Source organism: Sphingomonas sp. PP-CC-1A-547, from assembly GCF_003610375.1.
In the GTDB taxonomy this organism is placed as follows: Bacteria; Pseudomonadota; Alphaproteobacteria; order Sphingomonadales; family Sphingomonadaceae; genus Sphingomonas.
Genome location: NZ_RAPZ01000011.1, coordinates 945453 through 970133, shown reverse-complemented (window position 1 = coordinate 970133; position 24681 = coordinate 945453). Strand labels below are relative to the sequence as shown.

Annotated in this window: 15 protein-coding genes; 2 read left to right on the top strand and 13 right to left on the bottom strand. The window is 63.9% G+C overall.

All coding sequences use genetic code 11. From position 1 onward, the window contains the following. Positions 1-2: 2 nt before the first annotated feature. The 12 genes from C8J39_RS10580 to C8J39_RS10525 all read right to left on the bottom strand — a co-directional run bounded on the left by C8J39_RS10580 (position 3) and on the right by C8J39_RS10525 (position 22232). Positions 3-986 (bottom strand): LacI family DNA-binding transcriptional regulator, encoded by a 984-nt coding sequence (locus C8J39_RS10580; RefSeq protein ID WP_120300369.1) that lies wholly within the window; start codon positions 984-986, stop codon positions 3-5. Positions 987-1381: 395 nt separating this feature from the next. Next, entirely contained in the window at positions 1382-2887 is a 1506-nt protein-coding gene (locus C8J39_RS10575) for a tryptophan halogenase family protein (RefSeq protein ID WP_120300368.1), read from the bottom strand. Positions 2888-2896: 9 nt separating this feature from the next. Further along, positions 2897-3928, bottom strand: coding sequence for a cupin-like domain-containing protein (locus tag C8J39_RS10570; protein WP_120300547.1), 1032 nt, complete (start codon positions 3926-3928; stop codon positions 2897-2899). 5 nt (positions 3929-3933) lie between these two features. After that, positions 3934-4653 carry a SapC family protein gene (locus C8J39_RS10565; protein ID WP_120300367.1) on the bottom strand — a complete coding sequence of 240 codons (720 nt, stop codon included), beginning with the start codon at positions 4651-4653 and terminating at the stop codon, positions 3934-3936. Positions 4654-4784: 131 nt separating this feature from the next. Further along, positions 4785-7976 carry a TonB-dependent receptor gene (locus tag C8J39_RS10560; protein WP_120300366.1) on the bottom strand — a complete coding sequence of 1064 codons (3192 nt, stop codon included), beginning with the start codon at positions 7974-7976 and terminating at the stop codon, positions 4785-4787. A gap of 848 nt (positions 7977-8824) precedes the next feature. Next, positions 8825-11617, bottom strand: a complete 2793-nt coding sequence (locus C8J39_RS10555; protein ID WP_120300365.1) for a TonB-dependent receptor — start codon at positions 11615-11617, stop codon at positions 8825-8827. 735 nt (positions 11618-12352) lie between these two features. After that, positions 12353-15703 (bottom strand): autotransporter domain-containing protein, encoded by a 3351-nt coding sequence (locus tag C8J39_RS10550; RefSeq protein ID WP_165895181.1) that lies wholly within the window; start codon positions 15701-15703, stop codon positions 12353-12355. A 392-nt stretch (positions 15704-16095) separates the two neighbouring features. Then, positions 16096-17379, bottom strand: a complete 1284-nt coding sequence (locus tag C8J39_RS10545) for a DEAD/DEAH box helicase (RefSeq protein WP_107953091.1) — start codon at positions 17377-17379, stop codon at positions 16096-16098. A 152-nt stretch (positions 17380-17531) separates the two neighbouring features. Then, positions 17532-18482 carry an esterase family protein gene (locus tag C8J39_RS10540; RefSeq protein WP_120300363.1) on the bottom strand — a complete coding sequence of 317 codons (951 nt, stop codon included), beginning with the start codon at positions 18480-18482 and terminating at the stop codon, positions 17532-17534. Between the two features lie 391 nt (positions 18483-18873). Beyond that, entirely contained in the window at positions 18874-19833 is a 960-nt protein-coding gene (locus C8J39_RS10535) for a glycoside hydrolase family 43 protein (RefSeq protein WP_120300362.1), read from the bottom strand. A 121-nt stretch (positions 19834-19954) separates the two neighbouring features. Further along, positions 19955-21148, bottom strand: coding sequence for a DUF2252 family protein (locus tag C8J39_RS10530; protein WP_120300361.1), 1194 nt, complete (start codon positions 21146-21148; stop codon positions 19955-19957). Between the two features lie 103 nt (positions 21149-21251). Then, positions 21252-22232 carry an aldo/keto reductase gene (locus C8J39_RS10525; protein WP_120300360.1) on the bottom strand — a complete coding sequence of 327 codons (981 nt, stop codon included), beginning with the start codon at positions 22230-22232 and terminating at the stop codon, positions 21252-21254. A 185-nt stretch (positions 22233-22417) separates the two neighbouring features. Between C8J39_RS10525 and C8J39_RS10520 the strand changes: the two genes are divergently transcribed. Continuing rightward, entirely contained in the window at positions 22418-23533 is a 1116-nt protein-coding gene (locus tag C8J39_RS10520) for a Gfo/Idh/MocA family protein (protein ID WP_120300359.1), read from the top strand. Between the two features lie 115 nt (positions 23534-23648). Further along, positions 23649-24386: a DUF72 domain-containing protein gene (locus tag C8J39_RS10515; RefSeq protein WP_243649895.1), complete on the top strand. Its 738-nt coding sequence runs from the start codon at positions 23649-23651 to the stop codon at positions 24384-24386. Here C8J39_RS10515 and C8J39_RS10510 read toward each other — a convergent pair. Beyond that, the gene (locus C8J39_RS10510) at positions 24383-24640 is read right to left on the bottom strand and encodes a hypothetical protein (protein ID WP_056059124.1); all 258 of its coding nucleotides are present in this window, start codon (positions 24638-24640) and stop codon (positions 24383-24385) included. The genes C8J39_RS10515 and C8J39_RS10510 overlap by 4 nt on opposite strands. Positions 24641-24681: the final 41 nt, after the last annotated feature.

Below are 24681 nucleotides of genomic sequence, written 5' to 3'. Positions count from 1 at the left end.
AATTAGGCGGACTGTCTCTTTATCAGCGCAGGGGGGACGATCGCGGACTCGGCTGGCTCGCCGGCTATACGTTTTAACAGGCGGTCGACCATCAATTCCGCCCCGATCGCAAGATCTTGGCGGATCGTCGTCAAGGACGGTGACGTGTGTGCTGCCAGGGAGACGTCGTCATACCCAATCACGGCGGTTGCGGTAGGAACGTCGATCCCCGCCTCGGCCAGCGCGCGCAGTACGCTCATCGCTGCGACGTCCGATGCGGCGAAGATCGCGTCGGGAACGATGCCGCCCGCGAGATTCGCCGCCACCGCAGCATGAACCGCCTCCGGACTCATCGGCGTGGCGAGGACCGTGTACGCAACACCGGCCTGGTCAGCCGCCGCAGCGAACCCGGCGAGCCGGTCGGCAAACTCGGGCGGGGCAGGGTCGCCGACGAACAACAGCCGCTGCCGACCTAGCGCGATCAGATGCTCCGCTGCCAGTCGCCCGCCCGCGACATTGTCCGATCCGATCGTTAAATGATGTTGGCCGGGACGGTTCGCGCCCCACACGATCAGCGGCCGATAGCGCTGCGAAACCCGCTCGATCGCCGCGAACTGGTCCGACTGGCCGACCAGTAGCAAGCCATCGATCCGCCCGCTGTCGACCAGCCGTTCGAGCCAGTCGTCGGCATCGGGAATGACCCGCGACAAGAGGATGTCATAGCCGCGCTCGACGAGCAGGTCGGCGAGGAACCCGAGCAGCGACAGGAAGAACGGGTCGGTCAGGTGCTGCGTCTTCGCGTGCCCCAGCGGCAGGACCAGTCCGATCGCGCCGGTGCTCTTCATCCGCAGGTTGCGCGCAAGCTGGTTGGGCCGCACGTCATGCTCGCGCGCCAGCAAGCGTATCCGCTCGCGCGTCTGCTCGTTCACGGAGGAATGTCCTGCGAGCGCGCGCGAGACGGTTGCAGTCGAAACGCCCGCGAGTGCGGCCAAATCGGCGAGTTTCATTGTGGTGGAGTTCCTCGTCGGTACGCGCGTAGGCCACGTCGTACAGTCAGCACCGAAGGCCTGCAATTGTCGGGCGAGCTACCGACGGACGTATGCGATCCGGTAAATCGAGTGGGGCGCAACGACGATATCGGGATAATGGGCCGGTCGTGTTGGCTTGCTGTTTGAGTGGCGCAAGTCGCTGCGAACCGGCAACCGGCGTCCTCGCCATGCTGTGCATTCCTTCGAATAGCGATCCGGCCGCGGTCTGTCAGAGCATGCGCTTAAATAGCCAAGCAACTGGGGAGATGCGGTAAGTGTCCCTAATCTCGACTCGGCCAGCTATGCGACCTCGAACGCCGCCACAGTGTTGATCGTCTGCTTGCCGGATGCATTACCGTGACGCTCGACGCGATCTACCGCATCCGGGCCGCGGCGGTGACCGGGGCTGCAAGGTAGCGATCCAGGAACTGCTGGTGCGTCGGCATCCCTGCGACTGCGTCTGCGATCGTGCTGCGGATATTGGTCAAGACGCCGGCTAGCTGCGGGCCACCCATGATGCTGCCCAGGCGGTGGTGGTCGCGCGGGGTCAGGCGCTGGCCGAGCATCACCTGCACCCAGCTGGCGACGCGGAACAGGTCATCGCCGCCCTGATACGCCTGCGCGCCCTCTGTGAAGAGCGCGATGCGCTCCACGAGCGTGTCGGGGATCGGCATGTCCCGGCGCGCTGCCCAGAAGGGCTCGGGACGTTCGTTGAGGTGGTAATGGAGGATGATGAAATCGCGGACGCGCTCGAGCTCGGCCTGCGCCTGATCATTGTACCGCTTGACCAGCGCGGGTGCGATTCCGCCGAACGGGAAGGTCTGCATCAGCCGCGTAATGCCTGTCATGATCAGATGGATGCTGGTCGACTCGAGCGGCTCGACGAACCCGCTGGCAAGGCTGAGCGCAACGCAGTTCCCCATCCATACCTGCCGCCGGCGGCCGGTGCGGAACCGGATCAGCCGCGGCTCGGTAAGCGGCGCGCCGTCGATCGTGGCGAGCAACCGGGCATGGGCCTCGTCGTCCGACAGATGATCGCTGGCATAGACCAGCCCGTTACCGACGCGGTGCTGCAACGGGATACGCCAGCGCCAGCCCGCGTCATGCGCGATCGCGCGCGTGTACGGATGCGCCGGGCCCGTCGCGGCGGTCTGCACGGCCAGCGCGCTGTTGGTGGGCAGCCAGTGCGACCAGTCCTCGTATCCGGCGGCGTAGGTGCCCTCGATCAACAGCCCGCGAAAGCCGGTGCAGTCGATGAACAGGTCGCCCTCGACGCGTTTGCCCGAGGCTAGGACGAGCGCGCGGATGAAGCCGGTCTCGCCGTCGCGATCGACGCTGGCGATCCGCCCCTCGATCCGTTTCAACCCGTTCGCCTCGCTGCGCGCGCGCAGGAAGCGGGCGTACAGGCCCGCGTCGAGGTGATAGGCGTAGTTGATCTGGCCCTCGGAGGGGAGCGCGAACCGCTCTGCCTTGGCCGCCTGAAGTTCCAGGCAGTAGTCGCCGATCTCGCTCGTATCCCCGTCGGCTTTCGCGGCAAGCCAGAAATGGTGGAAGTCGCCCATCCAGGTCGATTTGCCGATGTCGCCGAACGAATGGATGTAGCGATCGCCGTCGCGTGCCCAGTTCTCGAACGAAATGCCGAGCTTGAACGTCGCTTGCGTCGCGCGCATGAACTCGCGTTCGTCGAGGCCCAGGATCGTGTGGAAGGCGCGCATCGTCGGGATCGTCGCTTCGCCGACGCCGATGGTGCCGATCTCCTCGGATTCGACCAGCGTGATGTCGAGCAGCTGGCCCAATTGTCGCGACAGGGCGGCGGCGGCGAGCCAGCCCGCGGTACCACCGCCGGCGATGACGACTTTCCTGATGCGCTGCTCGGCCATGTTCGGCTCCTATCGGTTGATGCGCTGGAGGATCTTGGCGCGCAACCGGCGTGCCGACATAGCGTCCAGCGGCGCGAGTTCGCCCTGTGCGTGTTCGGGCAGGTGCTCCCTGGCCTGATCCGCAGGGCCGAAGACATAATGGTCGAACATCGCGCGCCACGCCTGCTTCTCGTGATCAGGCCGATCGCGCAACGACAACAGGCCGTGAAGCAGGGTGTTCATGGGCGTATCCATGAACCGTGGCACTGCGTTCCACCAATAGTTGATCATCACGTTGAACGGATCCAGCGCCTCGACATTGTGCCACCACAACGCCGGATAGAGCAGTACGTCGCCCGGCTCGAGCGCGGCGATTTCGGCATGCGCCAGCGCCTCGGCAAAGCGCGGGTACCGGTCGAGATCTGGTGCGCGGAGGTCGACCATGCTGACCACCTGTCCGGCCGGCGTCGGCTCCAACGGTCCGGGGTAGAGGTTGGCGACCTGATCAGGCGGAAACAGCGTGAAGCGCCGGCGACCGACGATGCAGCACGCCAGATTGTTCGACATGTCGTAATGCGTCGCGGCGGTGGTACGATTGCCGATCCAGATGCTGACCAGCGGTGGGTTCTCGACGAGCTGCGGGTCGCCGAACGGCAGCGCCGCCTGCGCGCGAAGACCAGGCAGGTACAGATCGATGTCGGTCGAGCCGATATAGATGGCGGGGGCTTCCGGATCGCCGAGGCCGGCCAGAAGCTGGTCGAGATAGCCGGACAGCGAACCGCTCTCTCGTTTGAAGTTCAGCGCGGCGCAATCGTCGGAATACCCGAAGCGGCCGCCGATCGCCGGATCGCCGACGTACGCCGTGACGGGACGGCCACCGTCGAACTGCTTGAGCCACGTCATTGCCGGCTCTGCACCTTCCAGCCCGACAGCCACCAGCGGCAAGTGGCTGGCGATCCCGCGCAGGATCACCGGAACGCCGTCGGCGATCAGGTCGGCGATTGGCACGCTGATCGCGCTCGTGCCATCGATGACACGCGTACGGCGCGTGATACCTGCCACCGCGATCAACCGTTCTGGGTGAGCAGAGATTGCTTGCGCGCAATCAACTGCTGGATGTTGCCGAGCGACGCTGCGGCCAGGATGGCGAGACGCAGCACGCCCGATCCATGGAGCCGCTCGAGTAGCTCGCCTTTCAGACCGGCTAGATGCTCGAGGTCGACGACCAGCACGTCGGCTATGGTATAGCGGCGCTCTTCGCTGACATCGACGGTGAGCGTTACCGGCGTGAGCAGGCCAGCCTCGTCAAGCGCGGTATAGGCAGCCGGCGCGGTCTCCAGCCCTTCGTACAGCAGGCGGAGCACACCGGTGATATGTTCCAGGTAAGGCGTGTTGCCCCCATGTTCGAGGAACAGCGGCAGGCCGGCGCTATCGCCGACGCGCCCGTCGTCGAGATCGACGTGCAGCATCGGCTCGCCGACATCGTCCCCGAGGCCCCGGACCATCCCGATCGAGAAGGGGCCGCGCTGGTGACTGGCGGGTACATAGCGGCTTGTCCAATAGTCGCCGGACAGGAACAGGTTCTCGTCGCGGTCCAGCCCCAACAGGGCATAGGCCTGCAATCCCTCGTCACGGCGGCGGAATATGATGGCGAATTCGCGCTGCACCTCCTCGAACTCCGCGGGGAATATCAGCGTCTGATTGGCCGCGTCGCCGAACGCGGCGCCCGCCCGCGGGCTTACGCGTAGATCGGCATGGTCGATATTGTTGATCTGTACGGGGTTCATCCGCTCCGGTCCTGTTGTTGCTTCACGCTTATCAGCGGGATGGCGACCGACAAAGGAAAAGGCCGCTGCACGGCACGGCGGCGGCCTTCTTAGTGGGGTCGGGAGTGGACCAAGATCCACTCCCGTCGTCATCAGAAACGATAGCGCGCGCCGAGATAATAGCGTGGCTTGAGTTCCTGCACATATACCAGGTTCGTCTCGGTGCGGGCATATTGGCGGAACGGCTCGCTGGTCAGGTTGACCGCTTCGAGCGAGACCGAGAACGCCTTCGTGACATCGTAGCTTATGCTGCCGTCCAACGTACCGAACGCGGCCGTGAACAGCGGGTTGCGATTGCCGCCCTGGTTCGTAGCCGCAAGATACTTGTCACGCCAGTTGTACGAGACGCGTGCCGAGATACCGCCCTTGTCGTAGATTGCCGTCAAGTTGGCGCTGTCGCCCAAACCGCTCAGCGCGAAGATGTTGACGTTCGGATCGGCATAGGGGTCCACGTTCACGTCTCCGCTCACCTTCGTGTACGAAACCGCGAAACCGAAGCCGGTCTGACCGAAGAAATTGGTCCAGGCGACTTCGAAGCCGTGAATATTGCCTTCCTTGTTGTTGACCGGCCCGCTGATTGCGAAGTTCACGAGCGGATCATTGGCGTCCCCGACGAGATCGACCGCAAGGGCGAGGGGATTGTAGACAGCATCGCTGATTTCACCCGTGGCGGGATTGAGCGCACCGCGGAAGGCCGCAGTCGTCGCCGCCTGGTTTCCGCCATTCTGTTGCAGAAGCGCGGCGTAGGCGAACAGGTTCCTATCCGTCTGGGTAATGCCGTTGTTTCTGAGAAACGCCTGCGCAATACCCGAACGCGACCCTGGCGCGCCTGAACCCGGGTCGCGCAGCCCGAACAGGTTACCGTTGGTTATCTGGTTGCCGACGAAGTTGCGCACGTTCTTGTTGAAGAAGCCGACCGAGACGAAACTCGTAGGCTTGTAATACCACTCCAGCGACACGTCGAAATTGTCCGAGATCAGCGGCAACAGCGCTGGATCCTGCCGCGTGGCGGGAGCCGGGGCCGCACCGAGTGCTGTCGGACGGTTTGGAGCGTTTGCCGTCACGGATGCGAACAAATTGCCGTAGTCTGCCCGGGCCAGCGTACGGCTGAACGAGGTGCGCGCCATGACGTTGTCGAGCACTTCGATATTGAAGTCGAGTGACGGCAGCAGGTTGTCGTACTTCGACTTCGCGATAACAGCGGCGCCTGGAGGTCCGCCGATCACGGTGAAGTCATTATCCGATTGCCAGGCCAAAGCCGTCGGTATCGACTGAAGACTGACCGACTTGACGCGGGTCCGTTCGTAGCGAACGCCGATCAGCGCGTTTGCACGGCGTCCGCCAATGTCACCGCCCCAAGCCATCTGGCCGTAGACCGCCAAGTTCTTCTCGCCCACGGTGTCGTCCGACGAACCCTGCAAAGCGTCGGGGCGGCCCAGCTTCGCATAATAGGGTGAGAAGATGTCCAGCAGTTCGACCGCATCCCCACGAAATGCGACCAGCGCCGATCCGGTCGAGTTCGGGTTATACTTGTCGAACTTGCAGGTCATGCAATAGGTTTTCACGAGATCGCCGGCGAGTTCCTGGACACGGCCAGTGTCCGTGATGCTCCAGTCGCCAAGAATCTGCTGGTTATTGGAACTGGCCGAGCGCGTCGTTGCATCCACATAGTTGCTGCCGACCACGAAACGGCTATCGTTGCCGAGATCCCAGCCCAGCTCGCCACTGAACTGGTTGACCCTCGATTCTTGCTTGGAGAAGATCCGACGCGCGACCTGCGTGCCCAAGTCGCCGATGTCGAGGATATTGTTGCAATTGCCGCCGCGGCCGCCGTTGGTCGCGTTGCAATCGTTGAGCGTTTCCGACTGCTGTGGGAAGCCGCTGCTGAAGTCGACTTTGTGCGTAGCACGAACCGGAGCGCCGATCGAGATCGTCGTCGCCGACGTGCCGTTCGCATTGTCCGGATTCGTGGTCGACTTCGAATGGTTTGCATCAAGCTTCAGCGACAGCACATCGGTGAAGTTCCACTTGAGGTTGCCGCCAACCGAGTACAATTCGGTCTTCGTGGCGAACCGCTGCTGCTCGTATCCCTTATCCGCCTGCTTAGCCTCGGCCAGGATGATCGCAGTCTGCATCTTCTTGTTGTCGTCGAAGGTAACGTCGCTGAACGGCCGCTGGAACCAGTTGGTCTGCTCGCTACGCTCGTCGCTCAACTTGTTGCGCGCATACAGGCCATCGATCGTGATCTCCAGCCGATCCGTAGGCTTGAACTGGATGTTGGCCTGACCGTTGATGCGCTCGCGGCGGTTCTCAGAGAACTGATAGCGGCTGTCGTTCGGGATTTGCACGTACTGCGTCGTAGGACGGTTCGTAATATTCGTCGTCGGCGTGATGTACGCACCCGCCGTATTCAAGAAATCAGCCAGCGGAACGATATTCCAATAGTTCGGGTTCGACTGGATCGATGTCGACTCGCGTAACTGATAGCTGCCGAAGACGTTGACGCCAAAGGTTTCGCTGGGGTTTTTCCAGTTGATCAGGCCAGATAGTTCGGGCGTGACCTTCTTCAGATTGGCCTCCGCATTCTCGACCGAGCTGTCGTACAGTGCCTTGGCGCCAATCGATCCCGACAGGCCGTCTTCGCGCGCGTCGAGCGGCCGGCGGGTGATGACGTTGATCGCAGCGCCGATGCCGCCCGTCGGAATGTTCGCCCGGCCGGTCTTGTAGACTTCCAATGTGGCGACGCCTTCGGACGCGAGATTCTGGAAGTCGAACGAGCGGCCGGTGCCGACCGCGAAGGCGTTGCCCGTGCTGGTATCAATGCTGGTCGACGCCAGCTGGCGGCCGTTCAGCGTCACGAGGTTGAAGCCGCCGCTGAAGCCGCGGACCGCGACCTGGGAGCCTTCGCCATTGGCGCGGGTGATCGACACGCCGGTGATCCGCTGCAGCGATTCCGCTAGGTTGGTGTCGGGAAACTTGCCGATATCCTCGGCCGAGATGGCGTCGACAACGCCCGCCGAATTACGCTTGATGTCGATCGCGCGATTGAGACTGGCGCGGATGCCGGTGACGACGATTTCGTTGGCCGGACCGGCCGCCGCGTCGTCGGGTGTGCTAGCCGCGGGCACCGTGTCGGGTACCGTCTGCTGCACGGTCGTCGTCCGAGTGCTCTGGCCGGTCGCAGCGGTGGTTGTCTGCGCGATCGCAGTGCTGGAAGCGGCCAGCCCGGTCACGACCGCGATGGTCGATACCGAATGCGCGAGCGTGCGCGAAAATTTCCTCATAAATCCTCCCCCATTCCCGGCCGCCCTAATCAGGCCGGATTGCACACGGTCGTTGCCGTGTATGATAGGGCTACCATCAGGGGAGCGAGTGTCAACTGCGCGAGGGAAGTAGACCCGTACGATCGTCAGAACTTGATCGACCGACGTCGCGAACAGCCCTTACGGAATACCATGATTTACAGGGGTTTACCTGATCAGATCACCGCCGCAGGATATGATGTCTCGATTCCATCAGTATTGAACGTAATGGAATCTGTCTCAGCTGTGATAAAATAAGCACTATTATGATAGTATGAAGACAGTGTGCGGACGGCGCAGTCTGGGAATCACGACTATGCCGAAGTGTTAGCTTTAAGGTCAGTCATTGTTACCCAATAACACCGACATCGCCACAGGATACCTTGGGGAATGTGAATAGACTTCATTGTGGGCAGATGGACTTGAAGCAGTTTCGTGGCTGGATTGCGGTCACGTGATCCCCCACCGTTAGCGATACGGATCGTTGCGGCACCGGCAATCCGTAGGGACTGCCACCACGCGATTGGACCGATTTGGCAAGGGGGCGTCTCGCTTGCCCATCAGTTGCGCTCGCAGCGGCTCCGCATTTGCGCGGGTTGGCGCCTATCGGAAGCACCGCGTTGCCCGAAACGACGGGCGTGCCGATCAACGAGGTCGCGCATGACGCAGGGAAGGGTGGTCCGGCGCCGGTTCGCCAGGAGAGCTCAAACCTCACGAAGGTCCGTTCCTGCAGCTTTCGACAGCGATCCGGCTCTGTTCGGTTGTCGCACGTTGGTCGCAGTCACCGCTCGGTTCGGCGAGGCGCGCCATCGCGGCGCGCCTCCCTTGGTTTACATCCGGAACGATACCGACGCGACGTACGTGCGGCCGTTCTTGTAGAACGCGGTCGGGCGATCGCGCGAGCCGCTATACTGCGTGTAGGTCGAGTCGAGCAGGTTCTGCGCGTTGACCGTCAGCGTGATCGCCTTGGTTAGGTTGAAGCCTGCCGAGAAGTCGAGCTGGCTGTACGGCGCGACCATGTCGATCGAGTTCAGGCGACCGATCGCGCGGAAATACGACGACCTGTAGTTATAGCTCAGGCGCGCCTGGAACGGTCCGTTCTCGTAATACGGGATCACGTTGACGGTGTGCTTCGACAGATAGGGCAGGTTCAGCCCCTCGTCGGTCGAGCTCTCGGCGTAGGAGTAGTTCGCCTGCAGGCCGAAGCCGTGCCAGATCTCACCCTGTGCCGAGACCAGCGCGCCGTTGACGTTCGCCTTGCCGCCGTTGAGCGGCTGAGACACGAGATAGGACGCGTTGGTCTGCGTCAGCTCGTTGAAGAACGTCTGGCGGCTGAGGCCGTTGAGGATGTAGTCCTTCACCTCGCGGCGGAACAGCTCGAGCGACAACAGCGTCCCCTCGCGCGGATAATATTCCGCCGACAGTTCGTAGTTGGTCGACTGGTACGGCTTCAGGTTCGGATTGCCGCCGCTCGCATCGAGCGTGATGTCGTTGCGACCGACCGAACCACCGAGCTGCTCATAGCGCGGGCGCGCGATCACCTTCGCGACGCTGCCGCGGAAGATAAGGTGCGTGCCCGCTTCATACGCGACGTTCAGGCTCGGCAGGAACTTCAGATAGTCGTTCTCGACCCGCTGCGGCACGATCGTCGGCAGGCTGCCGTCGGTGCCGGAGACCTGGTCGGCATAGTTCGACACGTTCTTGGTATAGACCAGACGACCACCGATGTTGCCGCGGAAGCCGCTCTGGTCGAAGTTCAGCTGGACGTAGTTCGCCGCGACCGTCTCGTCGACGATGTACGATGCGGTGGGCTTTGCGACGGGGATGTTGATCGAGTTCGCGAGGATGTCGATCACGGTCTGCTGCGACAGGTTGATGTACTTGGTCGCGTTGCCGGTGCCGCCGGTGCCGTCGAACGTGCCGTTCGGCGTCGTCATCGTGTCGACGCCGAGGCTCGCCAGCGTGTAGTTCGACGTGGAGTAGTTGTTGAAGCCGCTCGCGTTCAGGCGGTTGCGGTGATCGGTGAACTTGCCGCCGATCCGGATTTCCTTGAACGGCCCCGCCTCGAACGGAATGACCGCGTCATAGCCCGCGTAATAATCGCGATCGATCGTCTTGGAGAAATCGATGCCGCCCGCGCGCGCCGCATTCAGCTGCGTGCCGTTGACGATGACGGGAGCGCCGTCGATCGTCTGGAGCTGCGGGCTGTTGCTGCGACGATAGTTGGCAGGATTGGTCAGGTCGCCAACGTAATCGACGTTCGCGCTGTCCGAGGTGAAGCCGTAGCTGTACGGAAGGTCGGTCCGCACATCGAGCAGATATTCGGGATTGCGCCCGCCGATCGCCTTGCTCCAGCCGCCGGTCGCCGACACGGTCGCGCCGCCGGGACCTTCCCACTCGGCGACGAAGTTGAGGTTGTCGGTGGTCAGCTTGGTCTTGCGGATCAGCAGGTCGAGCTGCGCGCTCTGGCTGTTCGCCGAGGCCGCACCGAAGCTCGCATTGGTAACGACACCGTTCGCGACCGTCGCCGACTGGAGAACGTCGCCGCTCCATGCGCCGGGGATGACGTACATCGACTGGCTGCTGTTGTTGTAGTTGCCGTCGATATGCAGGCCGTTGAGCGTCAGCGTGATGTCGTCGGTCGGCTTGGCCTGAACCGTGCCGACATAGCTGATGCGCTTACGCTCCTGCGTGAAATACGCGTAGTTGATGCCGAACGGCGACACCGCGTTGGCGAGATCCTGGCGTGTGCCGCCGCTCACGGTCGCGCCCGGGTTCTTTAGGACGGGCTGGCCGCTCGCGTCGCGGATCAGCGCGTTGTTCGCATCCTTCTGGAAAAAGCGGTCGCCGGCATTCTCGAACCCGAAGAATTCGACGCCCGACCGCGTCAGGCTCTGCTTGTCGTAGGTGACGGCGCCGAGCACGCCGAACGTGCCGCCTTCGTTGTGCCAGCTATACAAACCCGAGGCACGGACGTTACCCTTGTCGGCGCGGTCGTTGTACGAATAGCCGCCCGATGCGAAGATCGAGTTGGCGGGCGTGTCGAGCGGACGGCGCGTACGGACGATGACCGTACCGCCGATGCTGCCTTCCTCGATGCGCGGCTCGGGCGACTTGTAGACTTCGAGGCGCTCGACGAGCTCAGGCGCGAGAAGCGAATAGTTGAAGGTACGGCTGGTCGGGTCATTGTCGTTGCCGCCCCAGTCCGCCGAAGCGACCGCGTGGCCGTCGAGCAGCATGCGGTTGAGCGCGGGGTCGGTGCCGTGGATCGCGACCTTCTCGCCCTCGCCGAAGCGACGATCGATGCTGACGCCTGGAACGTGCGAGAGGGATTCGGCGACGTTGCGGTCGGGGAACTTGCCGATCGCCTCGGCGCTGATGACGTCGACGATCGCGTTGGCGTTGCGCTTCACTGCGATCGCGCTGCGCAGGCTGCCGCGGATACCGGTGACGACGATGTCCGTATCGGCGCCGTCCGCTACGGGATCAGCCTGGGTCGTGGTGGCGACGGGGGCGGACGATGGCGCGGGCGCCGACTGGGCGAGAACGGGTTGCGCGAAAACTGGTACCAGACCGAATATCGCCGCACCGGATGCGAGCAAAACCTGCTTACGAAAAACCATCGTCAAAAGCCCCTTCCCATCGACGCCGCAGCGTCACCCTTCGACACGGTCCTGCCCGTATCGCTCGACTCACCTTACTGGCCGGACCTCTAAAGGGTACTGTCATCGCAGCGTGGTAATGGTAATATATAACCAATCTAATTCCTGACGCTATCGGAAAATTACAGTTCCGTGTCGGCCGATGCGTTTGCAAAGCCCGCAAAAATCTCATGATCGTTTTGGAGCTAGTCCGTCGACAAAATGCGAAGCTGGCCGAGACGACGCTACGATCTCAAGATGCCAACGATCTAGAATGCTACCAATCTATAGCATAGTGCAAGAGGCACCCATCGTCCGCATAGTCACGACCGACCGTCGAACTCAAAGACCGCCGGGCTAGTCATCCCGCACGTATAGGCAGCTTATGGAATCGCGCCTGTTCGGCTAGATCGATTGGTCCGAAATGCGACCATCCGTGATCTGCGTATGACGATGCGCTACGGATCGCGCGCGACCTGATGCCGAAAAATCCGGGTTCGGTCCGGGTTTGGGTTGGAAGGCAGGCGAGATCCAGCGTCGCTGACCGGCAATCTATGCCGAACGATCGCGCCCGCCGTTTGTCTCCGACACGTTCGCAGGCTCGCCGATCATGTGGAGGGCCGGCAGCAGCAAACTGGCGAGGCGTTCCATCGAAACACCTCGCCAGTTGGCGATCATCCGCGCGCGTGCGCTCGGTCGACCGAGCGTTCTAACGTCTTAGAAGTTGATCCTCACGCCGACGTTGCCGGCATAGGATCGCTGTTGCGAGGACAACACGCCGGTTCCGGTGGCGTAGAGGACCAGCGCGGAGGCCAGCGGCAGTTGGAGTCCGGCCTTGCCGACGAACGCGCTTTGCGAAGGTCGAGCGCCTGCGATCGTGAACGAGGGATCGGCCAGCGCGATAAAATCGACTCCGATGTCGCGGTCGCGGCGGAACTCGTGGAGGTAGCTCGCTTCGATCATTGGCCGCAGCGCAAGGCCGTTCCCGAACGGCACGCTGCCATCCATCCGCAACCCGACATTCACCGGTAGCGACGTCGTGGTCTGTTTGCCCGCCTGCAACGCCAGCACGCTGCCGCGCTCTGCGAACGCATCGGTGTAGAGACGCGCATATTCCACCGCGACGAACGGCGTCAGGTCGAACGACTGGACTGCGATGCGCTGACCGATTTCTCCGCGCAGGCGCAACTCTGCGGCGTCGTACCGTGCGATCTCGGTTTCGCTGGCGACGCTGCCGATCCCGCCCGCAGTCCGCGTCGTACGGATCGCATAATGGCCATAGCCCAGCGACCCGCGGACATACGTTCCCGTCGGCAGCGCATACGAGGTGTAGGCCGATACGTGATAGCTCGACGCCTTGCCCTTGGTCGCGCGCGCCGCGGTGTTGAAGCGGGTGTCGAGCCCGCCCGCGACGAAACCGGCACGCCACCCGGTCGCGACTTCACCGTCGAGTCCGATCAATCCGCCCCAGCTGTTGCTGCGGCGATCGACCGTACCGTCGCCGTCCCGGCCATCAGTCCATTCCCGACCACCCAGCGGCCCGCCCCAGAGGTGCATCTGGGTGTCGGTCAGGACCGCACGCTGCTGATCGGTCACGGCATCGCCGAATACCCGCCCGGCAAACAACGCTGCGCTGTTCGCGTCGGCAAGGCCTTCACCCGAGAGGGTGTCGAGCGCTGCAGTACCCGCCGCCGCCGAGCCCTGGCCCGTGGCATAGACCGTGTTGAGCAACGTTGCCGCGCCGGCACCGCTCGCCAACGGCACCGCGCTCGTCAGCGCCGCCGCGACACGTTGCTGGTTCGCGGTGACCCCGAGTGCGCGATAGTCGATATCGGTCCGGTTGAGGTTCAGGCTTGCCGCCGTCGTCGAATAGTCGAGCACGCCGCGCAGGTTGGAGGGCACGCCCATAACGCCCGCAAAGCTGCCCGACACTCCACCGGCTGCCGTGACCAGGGCAATGCGCGTGACCGGTAGCGTGCCGACCGAGCCCTGGACGCGCACCGTGCCGTCGAGCTTAGCCGCGCCGGATACGACCGTGCGGCTGGCAAGCGTAGGCGATACCGTCTGCACCAGCGTCGCGCCGCTGGCGAGCGTCAGCGGACCGTTGATCGTCAGCGTGCCCGGCGTGGTTCCCGTGCCCGGCACCAGCGTACCACCGATGTTGACCGTGACTGCGCCGGTGCTGCCGGTGCCACCGAAGACGGCGCCGGTGTTGACGGTCGTCGCCGAGACGATTGAGCCGGTGACGGCCAGCGCGCCGCCATTGACGATCGTCGGGCCGGCATAGATGTTCTTCCCTGTCAGGGTCAGGCTGCCGCTGCCATTCTTGGTCAGCCCGCCCGGTCCGCCGATATCGTTGCCCCAGCTGTCGGCGGCTGCATAGCCACCTTGCGCGGCGTCCATCGTCACTGCGACCTGGCCGTTGAACGCGCCATAGCCGTCGTTCGCGGCATAGAGGTTCAGCTGGCCCCATCCGTCCAGCGTGTTGCCGGTGAGCACGGGATAGCCCGAGGGGAGGGCGGTGGTCGCGAGGATCTCGGTCCGTTGCGCATCGGTCAGATACCCGAACCGCGTCAGCAGCAGCACTTGCGCCTGCACCGGCACGTCCGCGGCCGTCATCGCCTTGACCGGACCGACCGACGCGAAGCCGTAGGTCATCTCGGCAAGGTACGTCGCCTTGTTCTGCGCGACGTTGGCGTACGGATCGGCGGCGGTTGCGCCGGACGCGTTGGCAGCGGCGATGCATGCCGTCACGGTCGCGGTGCCGCAGGCGGACGCTAGATACGACTGGGTCTGGGTATAGGCCTGGTAGACAGCATACGCGCTGGCGTTGGCGGGGTTGGTCCAGTCGAGGCGATTGCCCTTCGCGTCATACAAGGCAGCGTAGATATTCGTCGCCGACAGCGCCGTCGCCTCGATCCGCGCACCCATGATGTCGAGCGGCGAATGCATCCCGGCGAGGATGCGATTGGTACCCAGGTCCGCCGCGCGCGCGAGCAATTCCTGCCCTTGCTGCGGGATCAGGAACGCCGTGCCCAGCGCCTGCAGCATGCCCGAATTGGTGTGCCCGCTCGGATAGGCGCCGTCTGCATAGGGGTTGGACGAGTTGATGATCTGAAGCATCGGGGTCGGTACGTTGACGTCGGTCGTCACGCGGTATGGCCGCGGCGAGGCACCGATGCCGGGAACATATTCGCCGACCTTGAACGTCGCCGCGGTGAACTTGCCGGCGGAATCGAACGTGCCGAAATTGGGTGCGGTAATCGGCTTGCCGCCATTTGCCGCGACCATGTCCGCCGTCACGACGAACCCGCGCACCCACTGCGTCGTGGAGGCGTAGGGTGCCGGCGTGGTGAAGCTCGATAAATACGACGGCACGATGATCGCGGCTGTGTCCGCCAGCGTCAGCGCACCGCGATTGGTGTTGACGTTGTAGTTGGCGAACCGCGGATCGAGCGGATCGATCGGTGGGTTTTCGCCCTGATACCGCGCGAACGTCCGCTTGGCGGGCTCGGTCGACGAACTCGCGCGCACCGTGTTGTTGATGAAGGCGACCGCGGCGGCCAACGGCGTGGCGGTACCGTTGCCGAACTTCTCGGCGCCCGGGCTGAAGCTGTTGCCGAGATTGATGTTGGCGACATAGTCCGCGAGCGTCGCGGTCGCATAGCTGGTCGGGGTCAGCGTGTTCGGCGCCGATCCGCTGGTCGAGGCACCGGCACCCGCCATGTAAAGATTGGTCAGCGCGCCTAGGCCATTCAGGATGCTGTACGCCTGATTGGTACGATCGTCGTGGATCGCCGCCAGGGTCTGGCTCGGCGTGCGCGCGTTGGTCATCGTGACGACGGTCTTGTAGTTCTGCACCATCACTTCGGGATGGTCGCGGATCAGGTTCACATAGCTGTCGAGCAGCTTCGGAACGATGCTGCCGATCGCCGGATTGCTCTCGTTGACGTAGTTGACCGGTGGCGATGTCGGGATCGTCTGCGTCGGGATCGTCTGCGCCGCGATCGACAGCGGCGTCAGCATCGTTGCCGACGCTGCACAGACCATGAATTTACTTAAAGACACACCATTTCCCTTACGCGTTTCGAAGCGGGGCATGGCATCCGGCGGCGACGGTTTTATGCGACTTATGTTGCAGGTGCGTCATAAAGACTGGGGTCGCGGAATGATCGCTTGGGCGGTCAGGTTGCTGGACGATAAGTCCGACATAATGCAAACTGTGTCAGAGCGAGGGCCGCCAGAGTGGGTGCTTGCGGTGCTCAGTTTATCTTCCGCAGTGCAGCGAAAAAACTGTCCGATGGGCATTGGACGTCCGCATCAGACCTTCCAGTCATGGCGGGATTGGCCACGCTAGGATGCCGCGTTGGACGTGCCGCGAACGCGTTACGCCCGTCTAACCAAGACCGTCTCGCCGTTCGACGAGGGGCATCGCACCCTCGTCGAACGGCGGAGCGCCATCAGGCGGCCTTCGCTGCCATCCGTGCGGCCAGCTTTTCTTCCTCGGTCCAGACCTTCCGCTCGCGCGGTGCCTTCGCCGGCTTGACCTGCTTGACCGGGCCGCCACCCAGCACGGGCGCGCGCTTGGTCGAATGGCGCGCCACTTCGCAGTGCCATTCGTGATCGTCCTGGACGGTCAGGGTCCGACCGATCTCGCGCTCGACGTCGTGCAGCCAAGCGCGCTGTTCGGCATCGCACAGCGTGATCGCGAACCCGCTGCGACCGGCGCGACCGGTGCGGCCGATCCGGTGGACATAGCTTTCCGGGAGGCTGGGCAGGTCGTGGTTGAACACGTGCGTCACGGTGTCGACGTCGATCCCGCGCGCGGCGATATCGGTCGCGACGAGCACCTGGACGGTACCGGCGCGGAAGGCGTCGAGCGCCCGCTCGCGCTGGCCCTGCGACTTGTTGCCATGGAGCGCTTCGGCGGTGATGCCCGCCTCGCCGATGAACGCGCAGACGTCGTTGGCGATGTTCTTCTGCAACGTGAAGACGACTGCCTGGCCCATGTCGGGGGTCTTGAGCAGTGCCAGCAACGCCGCTTTCTTGTCGGTCGCATCGAGGAACATCACCGACTGGTCGATCCGGTCGACGGTGGTCGACGGCGGGGCGATCTCGACCTTCGCCGGATCACGCAACAGGCTCTCGGCCAGCGCGGCGATCGACTTCGGCATGGTCGCCGAGAACAGCAACGTGTGGCGATCCGTCGGCAGCGTCGCGACGAGCCGCTCGATCGGCTTGGCAAAGCCCATGTCGAGCATCTGGTCGGCTTCGTCGAGCACCAGCGCCTCGAGCTGCGACAGGTCGCAGAGCCCTTGATCGACCAGATCGAGCAGGCGACCCGGTGCGGCGACGATGATGTCGACCCCGGCTTCGAGCGCCTTGACCTGATGGAACTGGCTGACGCCGCCGAAGATCGTCATCACGCTCGGCTTCAGATGGCGACCAAAGCTCTCGAACCCGGCGGCGATCTGCGACACGAGTTCACGCGTCGGCGCGAGTACCAGGATGCGCGCGCCGCCCTTGGGTGCAGGGCGGGGGTCGGCAGCGAGGCGATGCAGCAACGGCAGCGCGAAGGCGGCGGTCTTGCCCGTGCCGGTCTGCGCCATGCCGAGCATATCGCGCCCCTGCAGCAGCATCGGGATCGACTGCGCCTGGATCGGGGTAGGGTGGGCATAGCCTTCCTCAGCTAGCGCCTGCAGCAAAAAGGGCGCGAGGGAGAGATCGGCAAAGGTCATGGTCATGGTCACGCGGCGCCTCCAGCGCTGAGCTAAACTGCGCCTTGTAGGCAAGCATCTTGTGAGCGCGGGCTGGTAGGTGCGATGCTGCACTGCGTCAATGTCGAAAGCGAGACGCGGGTGTTGCGGTGAAGCCCGGCCCGAACCAGACCCGAGGCTTACCGGCCGGGTTGCTGATCCCGCCAGATCCAGCGCAACACGTCAGGCAGGATCGATCCGCCGTCGGCGTCCGAATGCGTGCCCTCGGTCCAGGCATGGTTGATGGCGTACCGCGGCCCCGCGTGCTTTTCCCCGTCCGCATGCGCATTGGCCCATTCGAGCGCTTTCAGCATCTGCTGGTTGGCAAGGAACCAGTTGCCGTGTTCGTTATCCAAGTCGTTGCGTCCGTCCTGAAGAAAGATGCGCAAGGGGCGGATCGCGCTTTTCCGGATCAGGCCGGGATAGGTATCCCCGCCATAAGCCTGCGGCGTACCGTCCGGACCGAGTTTCAGGCCGATCGAAGTATAGCTGCCGATGAAGCTTATCACGTTGCCGAACGCCTCCGGATGGCGCCATGCGACCGTCCACGCGGCGATCGCACCACTCGACGTGCCGCCGATCGCGCGCCGCTTCGGATCCGTCGAAAATCGCCATCGCCGCGCCACGGCGGGCAGCAACTCGTCCAGCGTCATCCGGGCATAGGCATCGGAAAGCGCGTCATACTCCTCCGACCGATGGTCCGGGTTCTGCATGCCGGGCGTATCCGGATACCGGGCGGAGACATTCCCCGGCGTGACGAACACGCCCAGCGTCTGCGGAATGGCCTTCTGCTCGATCAACGTATCGATAACCGCGGGAAGCCTCAGCGACCCTTCCGGGTTGACCGCGCGCTGGCCATCCTGGAACAGCAGCAGATTGGGTGGCTTAAACGTGTCGTAGCCTGCTGGCACATACACCCAATAGCGCCTGACCGTGCCAGGATAGACGCGGGAATGGAGTTCGAACGGACCCTCCATCCTGCCGTGCGCCAGCGAGGTTCGCACCTCGGCGTTAGCCGTCCGAACGGTAGCGACCGGCGTCGTACCCGACTCCAGCGCCAGCAACATCGTCGCCATGATTATCGTCCGCATCGTCGTACCCCATTGTCGTAGGGGGTGTATCACAGAGGAAACGACAAGATAGACGAGGTAATCGATAGCGTGCTCCGACCACCGCCGGGCTCGTTGGGGTAGCGTAGTGTCGGCAGCCGCGTCGCTCAGCTTGGCAAAGGCCGTCTTCCCGACCGACGCGGCGCTGAGGAACGCCAGTGCAGGCACCGCATCATCCCATCAATTTCCGTCGCCGCTACGTGCAGATCGGTGCACGTACGCCAATGACAGCCACGCGAGGTTCGTGGACATACTCGACGCGATGGTAGCGAACGGGATCACGACGGTCGTCGATCGAGCCCTCGCCTTCGACGACGCGCCGGGCATCTCGGCAAGGTGATGATCGCATTCCGACCTCGCTTAGCCGTTGAAATTACGCGATCCTGTCGGCAAAGGCTTGAGGCACGCGAACGACCGTGCCGTGGCGCGCGTTCTCGGGAAACCGGATGCGCGTGCTTTCGTCGGTCCAGTGGACGAAGTCCGTGGTCGAGGCGCCACCGAAGCGATGCTGCTCGTACACATCGTAATAGACCATGTAGCGGTCGCCGAGCCGTATCGCCGTCGGTCCCTCCGTCATCGGTTTGGTGAACGGCGCGCTGACCGGCCCGAACGGACCGGTCGGCGAGGCTGCGGACCGGCTGACCAGCCACCGCCGCGTTTCGGTGTCGTGCGTCTCGTCCTTGTAGATCAGCCGCAACCCGCCGTCGGCCAGCCTCAGCCAGGTAAAGTCGATCGAGTCGGTACCCGGATCGAACAACAACTTGGTCGGCGTGAACGTACGGAAATCCTTGGTGCGCGTATAATAAGGACGCAGCTTGATCCCCGCGAACTTTTCGCCCGCAGTCGCCCCGAAACGGCCATCGATGCTGCTCGACCACATGATGACGAAATCGCCCCGCGCGCGGTCGTAGATTGCCTCGGGCGCCCAACTGTTGCGGACGCCGACAAAGCCTTTCATCACCGGAATGGTCTGTTGCGGCGACCAGTGCAACAAGTCGCGCGACGTGGCGTGGCCTATGACGGGGCCGAACCAGTCGCTCGTCCAGACGAGATGCCAGAGCCCATCCGGTCCCTGCACCAGGTTGGGATCGCGCATCAGCCTGTTCTCACCGACCATCGGCGTCAGGAAGCCACGGCCATTGCCTAGCGCGCGAAAGACATACCCATCGTCGCTGCGGGCGAGCTTGAGCCCCTCGCGCCCCTCATCTTGGTCGGTGAAGTAGCTGAGCAGAAACACGTCGTCCGGCGCCGGACGTGCGGAGACGGGCAGGGCGGCACACCCGATCGCCGCACCGATACCGGCAAGGGCCGTACGCCGGTCGATGAAGTCCATGGTCGAATGCTCCGATACGGCGCACGCGCCCGAGTTCAGCGATCAGTCTGACAGTTGGATCGGTGATGTAAAGCACGCACCACTCGGAGTACTTCCCGGCGGGCAAGACCGCTATCTCCGATCACGCCCTCATTGCGTACTGGCGGCAATGTTCCAGATACCCCGCCTCATGGCTTCCGGCCAACGACACGACGCTTTCCCACAGCCAGTTCGGCGCATCGATCGCGCCGCGACGGTCCGCATCGAGCACGCTTGCCCATTCGTGACGCGTATCCGTATCCATCTGACGCGCGTGCGCCTTGCCGACCACGAAGGCGAGATACCGCGCCGCCTTGACGGCCTGTCCCGCGCTGAACTGCTCGACCTCCAGCTTCAGGTCCTGCGGCGACAGTTCGCGAACGAACAGCGACCGATCGAGCGCACGCGCCGCGACCATCCGGCTACCGAGGTGAGGAGACAGCGCGCGTGCAGCCTCGACGACGCGCGCCGCTTGGTCGGTCGGCATCTTGGCGCCTTTAGCGGCAGGCGCGATCGGTGTCGTCGCTTCCTTCAAGTCGATCAGCGCATAGTCCGATCGCCCCTTCGCGTTCTTCAGCCCGACCAGTGCCGCAAACCGCAGCAGCCCGAGCGAACTGCATCCCTTCATCCAGTAGGCGGCGTCGACCAGTCGGACGGTCCGGTCCCGGTCCTTCGCGTCGAGCGAGAGAACCAGGGCGGCGACCTCCGACTCGGTGACCAGTTCGGCAAGCGCATCGCGTTCGGATTGCTCCAGCGGCCAGAACTTGTCGCCGAGCGGGATCATCGGCTCCTGCGTCGCGAACCGCTCCTTGGCGAGATGCCGCCAGCGCCGTCCCAGTGCGCGGCGCTTGACGCTGCGGACCGCCTCGGGCTCGGGGCCGGCATCGTTGCTCGCGGGATCGGCCATCGCGCTGGCATAGCCGGTGACCATCTCCTCGATCATGTGCGCCGTCGTCACGCCGGGCAGGTCGGAGCCGCGCGCCGCGGTCGCGAGCGACAGGCCGAGCCGGATCAGGTCGTGCGCCGGGTTGCCGATCACCGCCTGGTCGAGGTCGCGGATCTGGATCGCGATCCGCCCGCCACCATCGTTGATCGGGCCGAGGTTACCGAGATGGCAGTCGCCGCAGATCCAAATCGCCGGCCCCTGCGGAACGCGTCGCGACGCGGGTGACTCGTCGAGCCATTCGTAGAACTTGGTCGTGTTGCCCCTGACATAGGCATGGGTCGAGCGCGCCATCTTCAGCTGGCGCTTGGCGGCCAGGATAGCTGGTCGCTCGGCCAGTGTCGGTTTTGTCATTTCGGTCCTTTGTGCCGCGACGGACGGTCCGTCGGGCAGAATATGCTCGTTACGCTCGGTGGACTTGCCGCGGCCAGCTCAACGGTAGCCGGCCGCAGATCGCTTACGAAAAGCCGACGACCGCATGCGGGACATAGGGTTCCTCCAGCCGCGCGATCTCGCGATCGGTAAGACCCAATTCGAGCGCCGCGATCGCATCGTCGAGATGCGCGGTCTTCGACGCACCGATGATCGGCGCGGATACCTCCGGTTTCGCCAGTACCCAGGCGAGTGCCACCTGTGCCCTCGGCACGTCGCGCTCCTTGGCGATCGTTGCGACCGTCTCCACTACCTTGCGGTCCGCCTCGACGGTATGCGCGTACAGCGTCTTGCCGAACTCGTCGGTCTGCGACCGCCCGGTGGTCTCGTCCCAGTCGCGCGTCAGGCGCCCGCGGGCGAGCGGGCTCCAGGGGATCACGCCGACCCCTTCGGCGTCGCACAGTGGCAGCATCTCGCGCTCTTCCTCGCGGTACAGCAGGTTCAGATAATCCTGCATGGTCGCGAACCGCGTCCAGCCATTCGCCTCGCTGACGTGCAGCATCGTCGCGAACTGCCATGCGAACATCGACGACGCACCGATATACCGCGCCTTGCCTGCCTTCACGACGTCGTGCAGCGCCTCCAGCGTTTCCTCGATCGGCACGTCGTAATCGAACCGGTGGATCTGGTAGAGATCGACATAGTCGGTGCCGAGCCGCGTGAGGCTGGCATCGATCTCGGCCATGATCGCCTTCCGGCTGAGACCGGCGCCGTTCGGGCCCGGCCGCATCCGCCCGTGCACCTTGGTCGCGATCACCACTTCGTCGCGGCGCGTGAAGTCCTTCAGCGCACGACCGACAATCTCTTCCGACGTGCCATCCGAATAGACGTTGGCGGTGTCAAAGAAGTTGATCCCGGCCTCGACCGCGGCGCGTAGGATCGGCCGGCTGGTTTCCTCGTCGAGCGTCCACGCGTGATTGCCCCGATCGGGGATGCCGTAGGTCATGCAGCCCAGGCAAAGCCGCGAAACGTCCAGGCCGGTGCTGCCGAGTTTGGTATAGTCCATGATTCGTCTACCTCAGAGGTTCACGTGCCGAACGAACGGCACCGCGATGCGGTCCGGTATGATCGGCGCGATTGCGGAAACGCAGCGTCGCGGATCCCGACGTACGCGGCAAACGCGCGAAGAATGCAACGATCATGGTCGTCCGTCGTTCGCCCTGCATCCCCAAACTACACCGAAGGACCGATATGTTCGGACACAAGAAGAAGGTGCGCTATGCCGTCGTCGGCGGTGGCCAGATCTCTCAGCAGGCGTTCATGCCGGGCATCGGTCGCACCGACAATTCGGAACTCGCGGCGCTGGTCACGGGCGATCCGGTCAAGGCGGACAAGCTGGCCAAGCTCTACGGTATCAAGGCATGGTCGTACGAGCAGTATGACGAGCTGCTCAAGTCGGGCGAGATCGACGCCGTCTATGTCGCGACGCCGAACTTCCTTCATCTGCAATACGCGGTTCCCGCGCTCGAAGCAGGCATTCACGTCCTGCTCGAAAAGCCGATGGCGTCCAGCGTCGCCGAAGCCGAACAGATCATCGCCGCGCAGAAGAAGGGCGGCGCCAAGCTGATGATCGCCTATCGCCTCCACAACGAACCGGGCACGGTCGAGATGATCACCCGCGCCCGCGATGGCGAGTTCGGCGAGTTGCGCAGCTTCGTCTCGGTGTTCGCGCAGAATGTCGCTGAGGCCAACTCGCGCGGTCACAACGGTTACTGGGGCGGTCCGGTGCCGGACATGGGGACGTACCCGCTCAACGCGGTGCGCAACCTGTTCGGGCAGGAGCCCATCGCCGTGCATGCGATCGGTACGAAGACCCCCGGGCGCGGCTTCAACTTCCACGACACCGTAGCCGTGACCCTGCGCTTCCCCGACGAACGCGTCGCCCAGTTCAGCGTGAGCTACGCCACCGCATCGGCCGAGTTCTTCGAGCTCGTCGGCACCAAGGCCAGCATCCACGCGTCGCCTGCCTTCATGTTCGGGCCGAAGATCGGCATTACCTATGTCGAGAAGACCAGCGCCGGCAGCAAGACGCACAGCTTCGATCCGGTCGAACAGTTCGGCAACGAGACGCAGTATTTCTCGAACTGCATCCTCGAGAATCTCCAGCCGGAAGCCGACGGCGAGGAAGGCCTGTTCGACATGCGTGTCCTGGCCGCGATCGAGCGGTCGCTCGACACCGGCGAGACCGTGACGCTCGAACCGGCTTCGCGAAGCCGCCATGTCGAACCGGACCAGGCGCTCAAGCTCAAGCCGGCGAAGGAACCCAGCGAGGACGAGATGATCAGCATCATCCCCCAATCGGCATGATCGACTCCGGCGTCCGTCTCCTTCGCCGCGATGACCAGCGGGGCAGGGGACGGATGCCGGACGGTTGCCGTGGTGCTTCGGCGAAGGTCGTTTCCCGGTGACAGAGCCGACCTGCGTGATCGGTACCGCCGGCTGGAGCATACCGGCCGCGGATCGGCCGAACTTCCCGGAAACGGGCACCGCGCTACAGCGTTACGCGGCCGTGATGCACGGGGTCGAAGTGAACTCGTCCTTCCACCGGCCACACCGGCAATCGACCTGGGCTCGATGGGCCACCAGCGTTCCCGACGATTTTCGGTTCACGGCAAAGATACCCAAGTCGATCAGTCACGATCTTCGCCTGCACGACGCCGCCGCGCCGCTCGATCGCTTTCTCGACGAGGTGTCCGGCCTGGGTGGCAAGCTTGCGCTCCTCCTCCTGCAACTACCGCCAAGCCTCGCCTTCGATCATGCGACGGTCACCCGCTTTCTTGCGGAGGTCGGCGAACGAACCGACACCAGCATCGTGTGTGAACCGCGCCACGCCAGCTGGTTCGAGCCCGATGTCGACAGCCTGTTAGCGACCCAGAAAGTGGCGCGGGTCGCTGCCGATCCCGCGCGCATCCCGGCGGCGGCACTTCCGGGTGGCTGGCGCGGGCTCACTTATTACCGGCTGCACGGATCGCCCGACATGTACCGAACCGCGTACGGGCGCGACCGCCTACGCGACTATGCGCGCCTGATTGCCGAGGACCGCGCAGCGGGGCGCCCGGCATGGTGCATGTTCGACAACACGGCCGCCTCCGCGGCGCTGGGTGATGCGCTTCAATTGACTGATCTGATGGCCGCATCGTCGGACGACAGGGTGGCTTAAAGCCCGATCTTCGCCAGCGCGGCGGACAATTCCGCATTCGATGCAGTGTCGTCCTTGGGAGAAAGCCGGTTCAGCACGGTCTGGACGCGCGTTTGTGCGACCTGGAGCGTCTTGTGCCGCACCTCACGCGTGGCGTTGGTCCGCCAGGATGCACTCTCGCCCAGCAACGCCGCCCATTTGGCCTCTTCCGCGGCCAAGATCGCCAGCGCTAGCCGCAACCCGTCTCGCCGGCCATGCGCATACTCGTCCGACATCAAGCGGTTTTCTCCCTGCGACCCGACACCATTCACCGTCG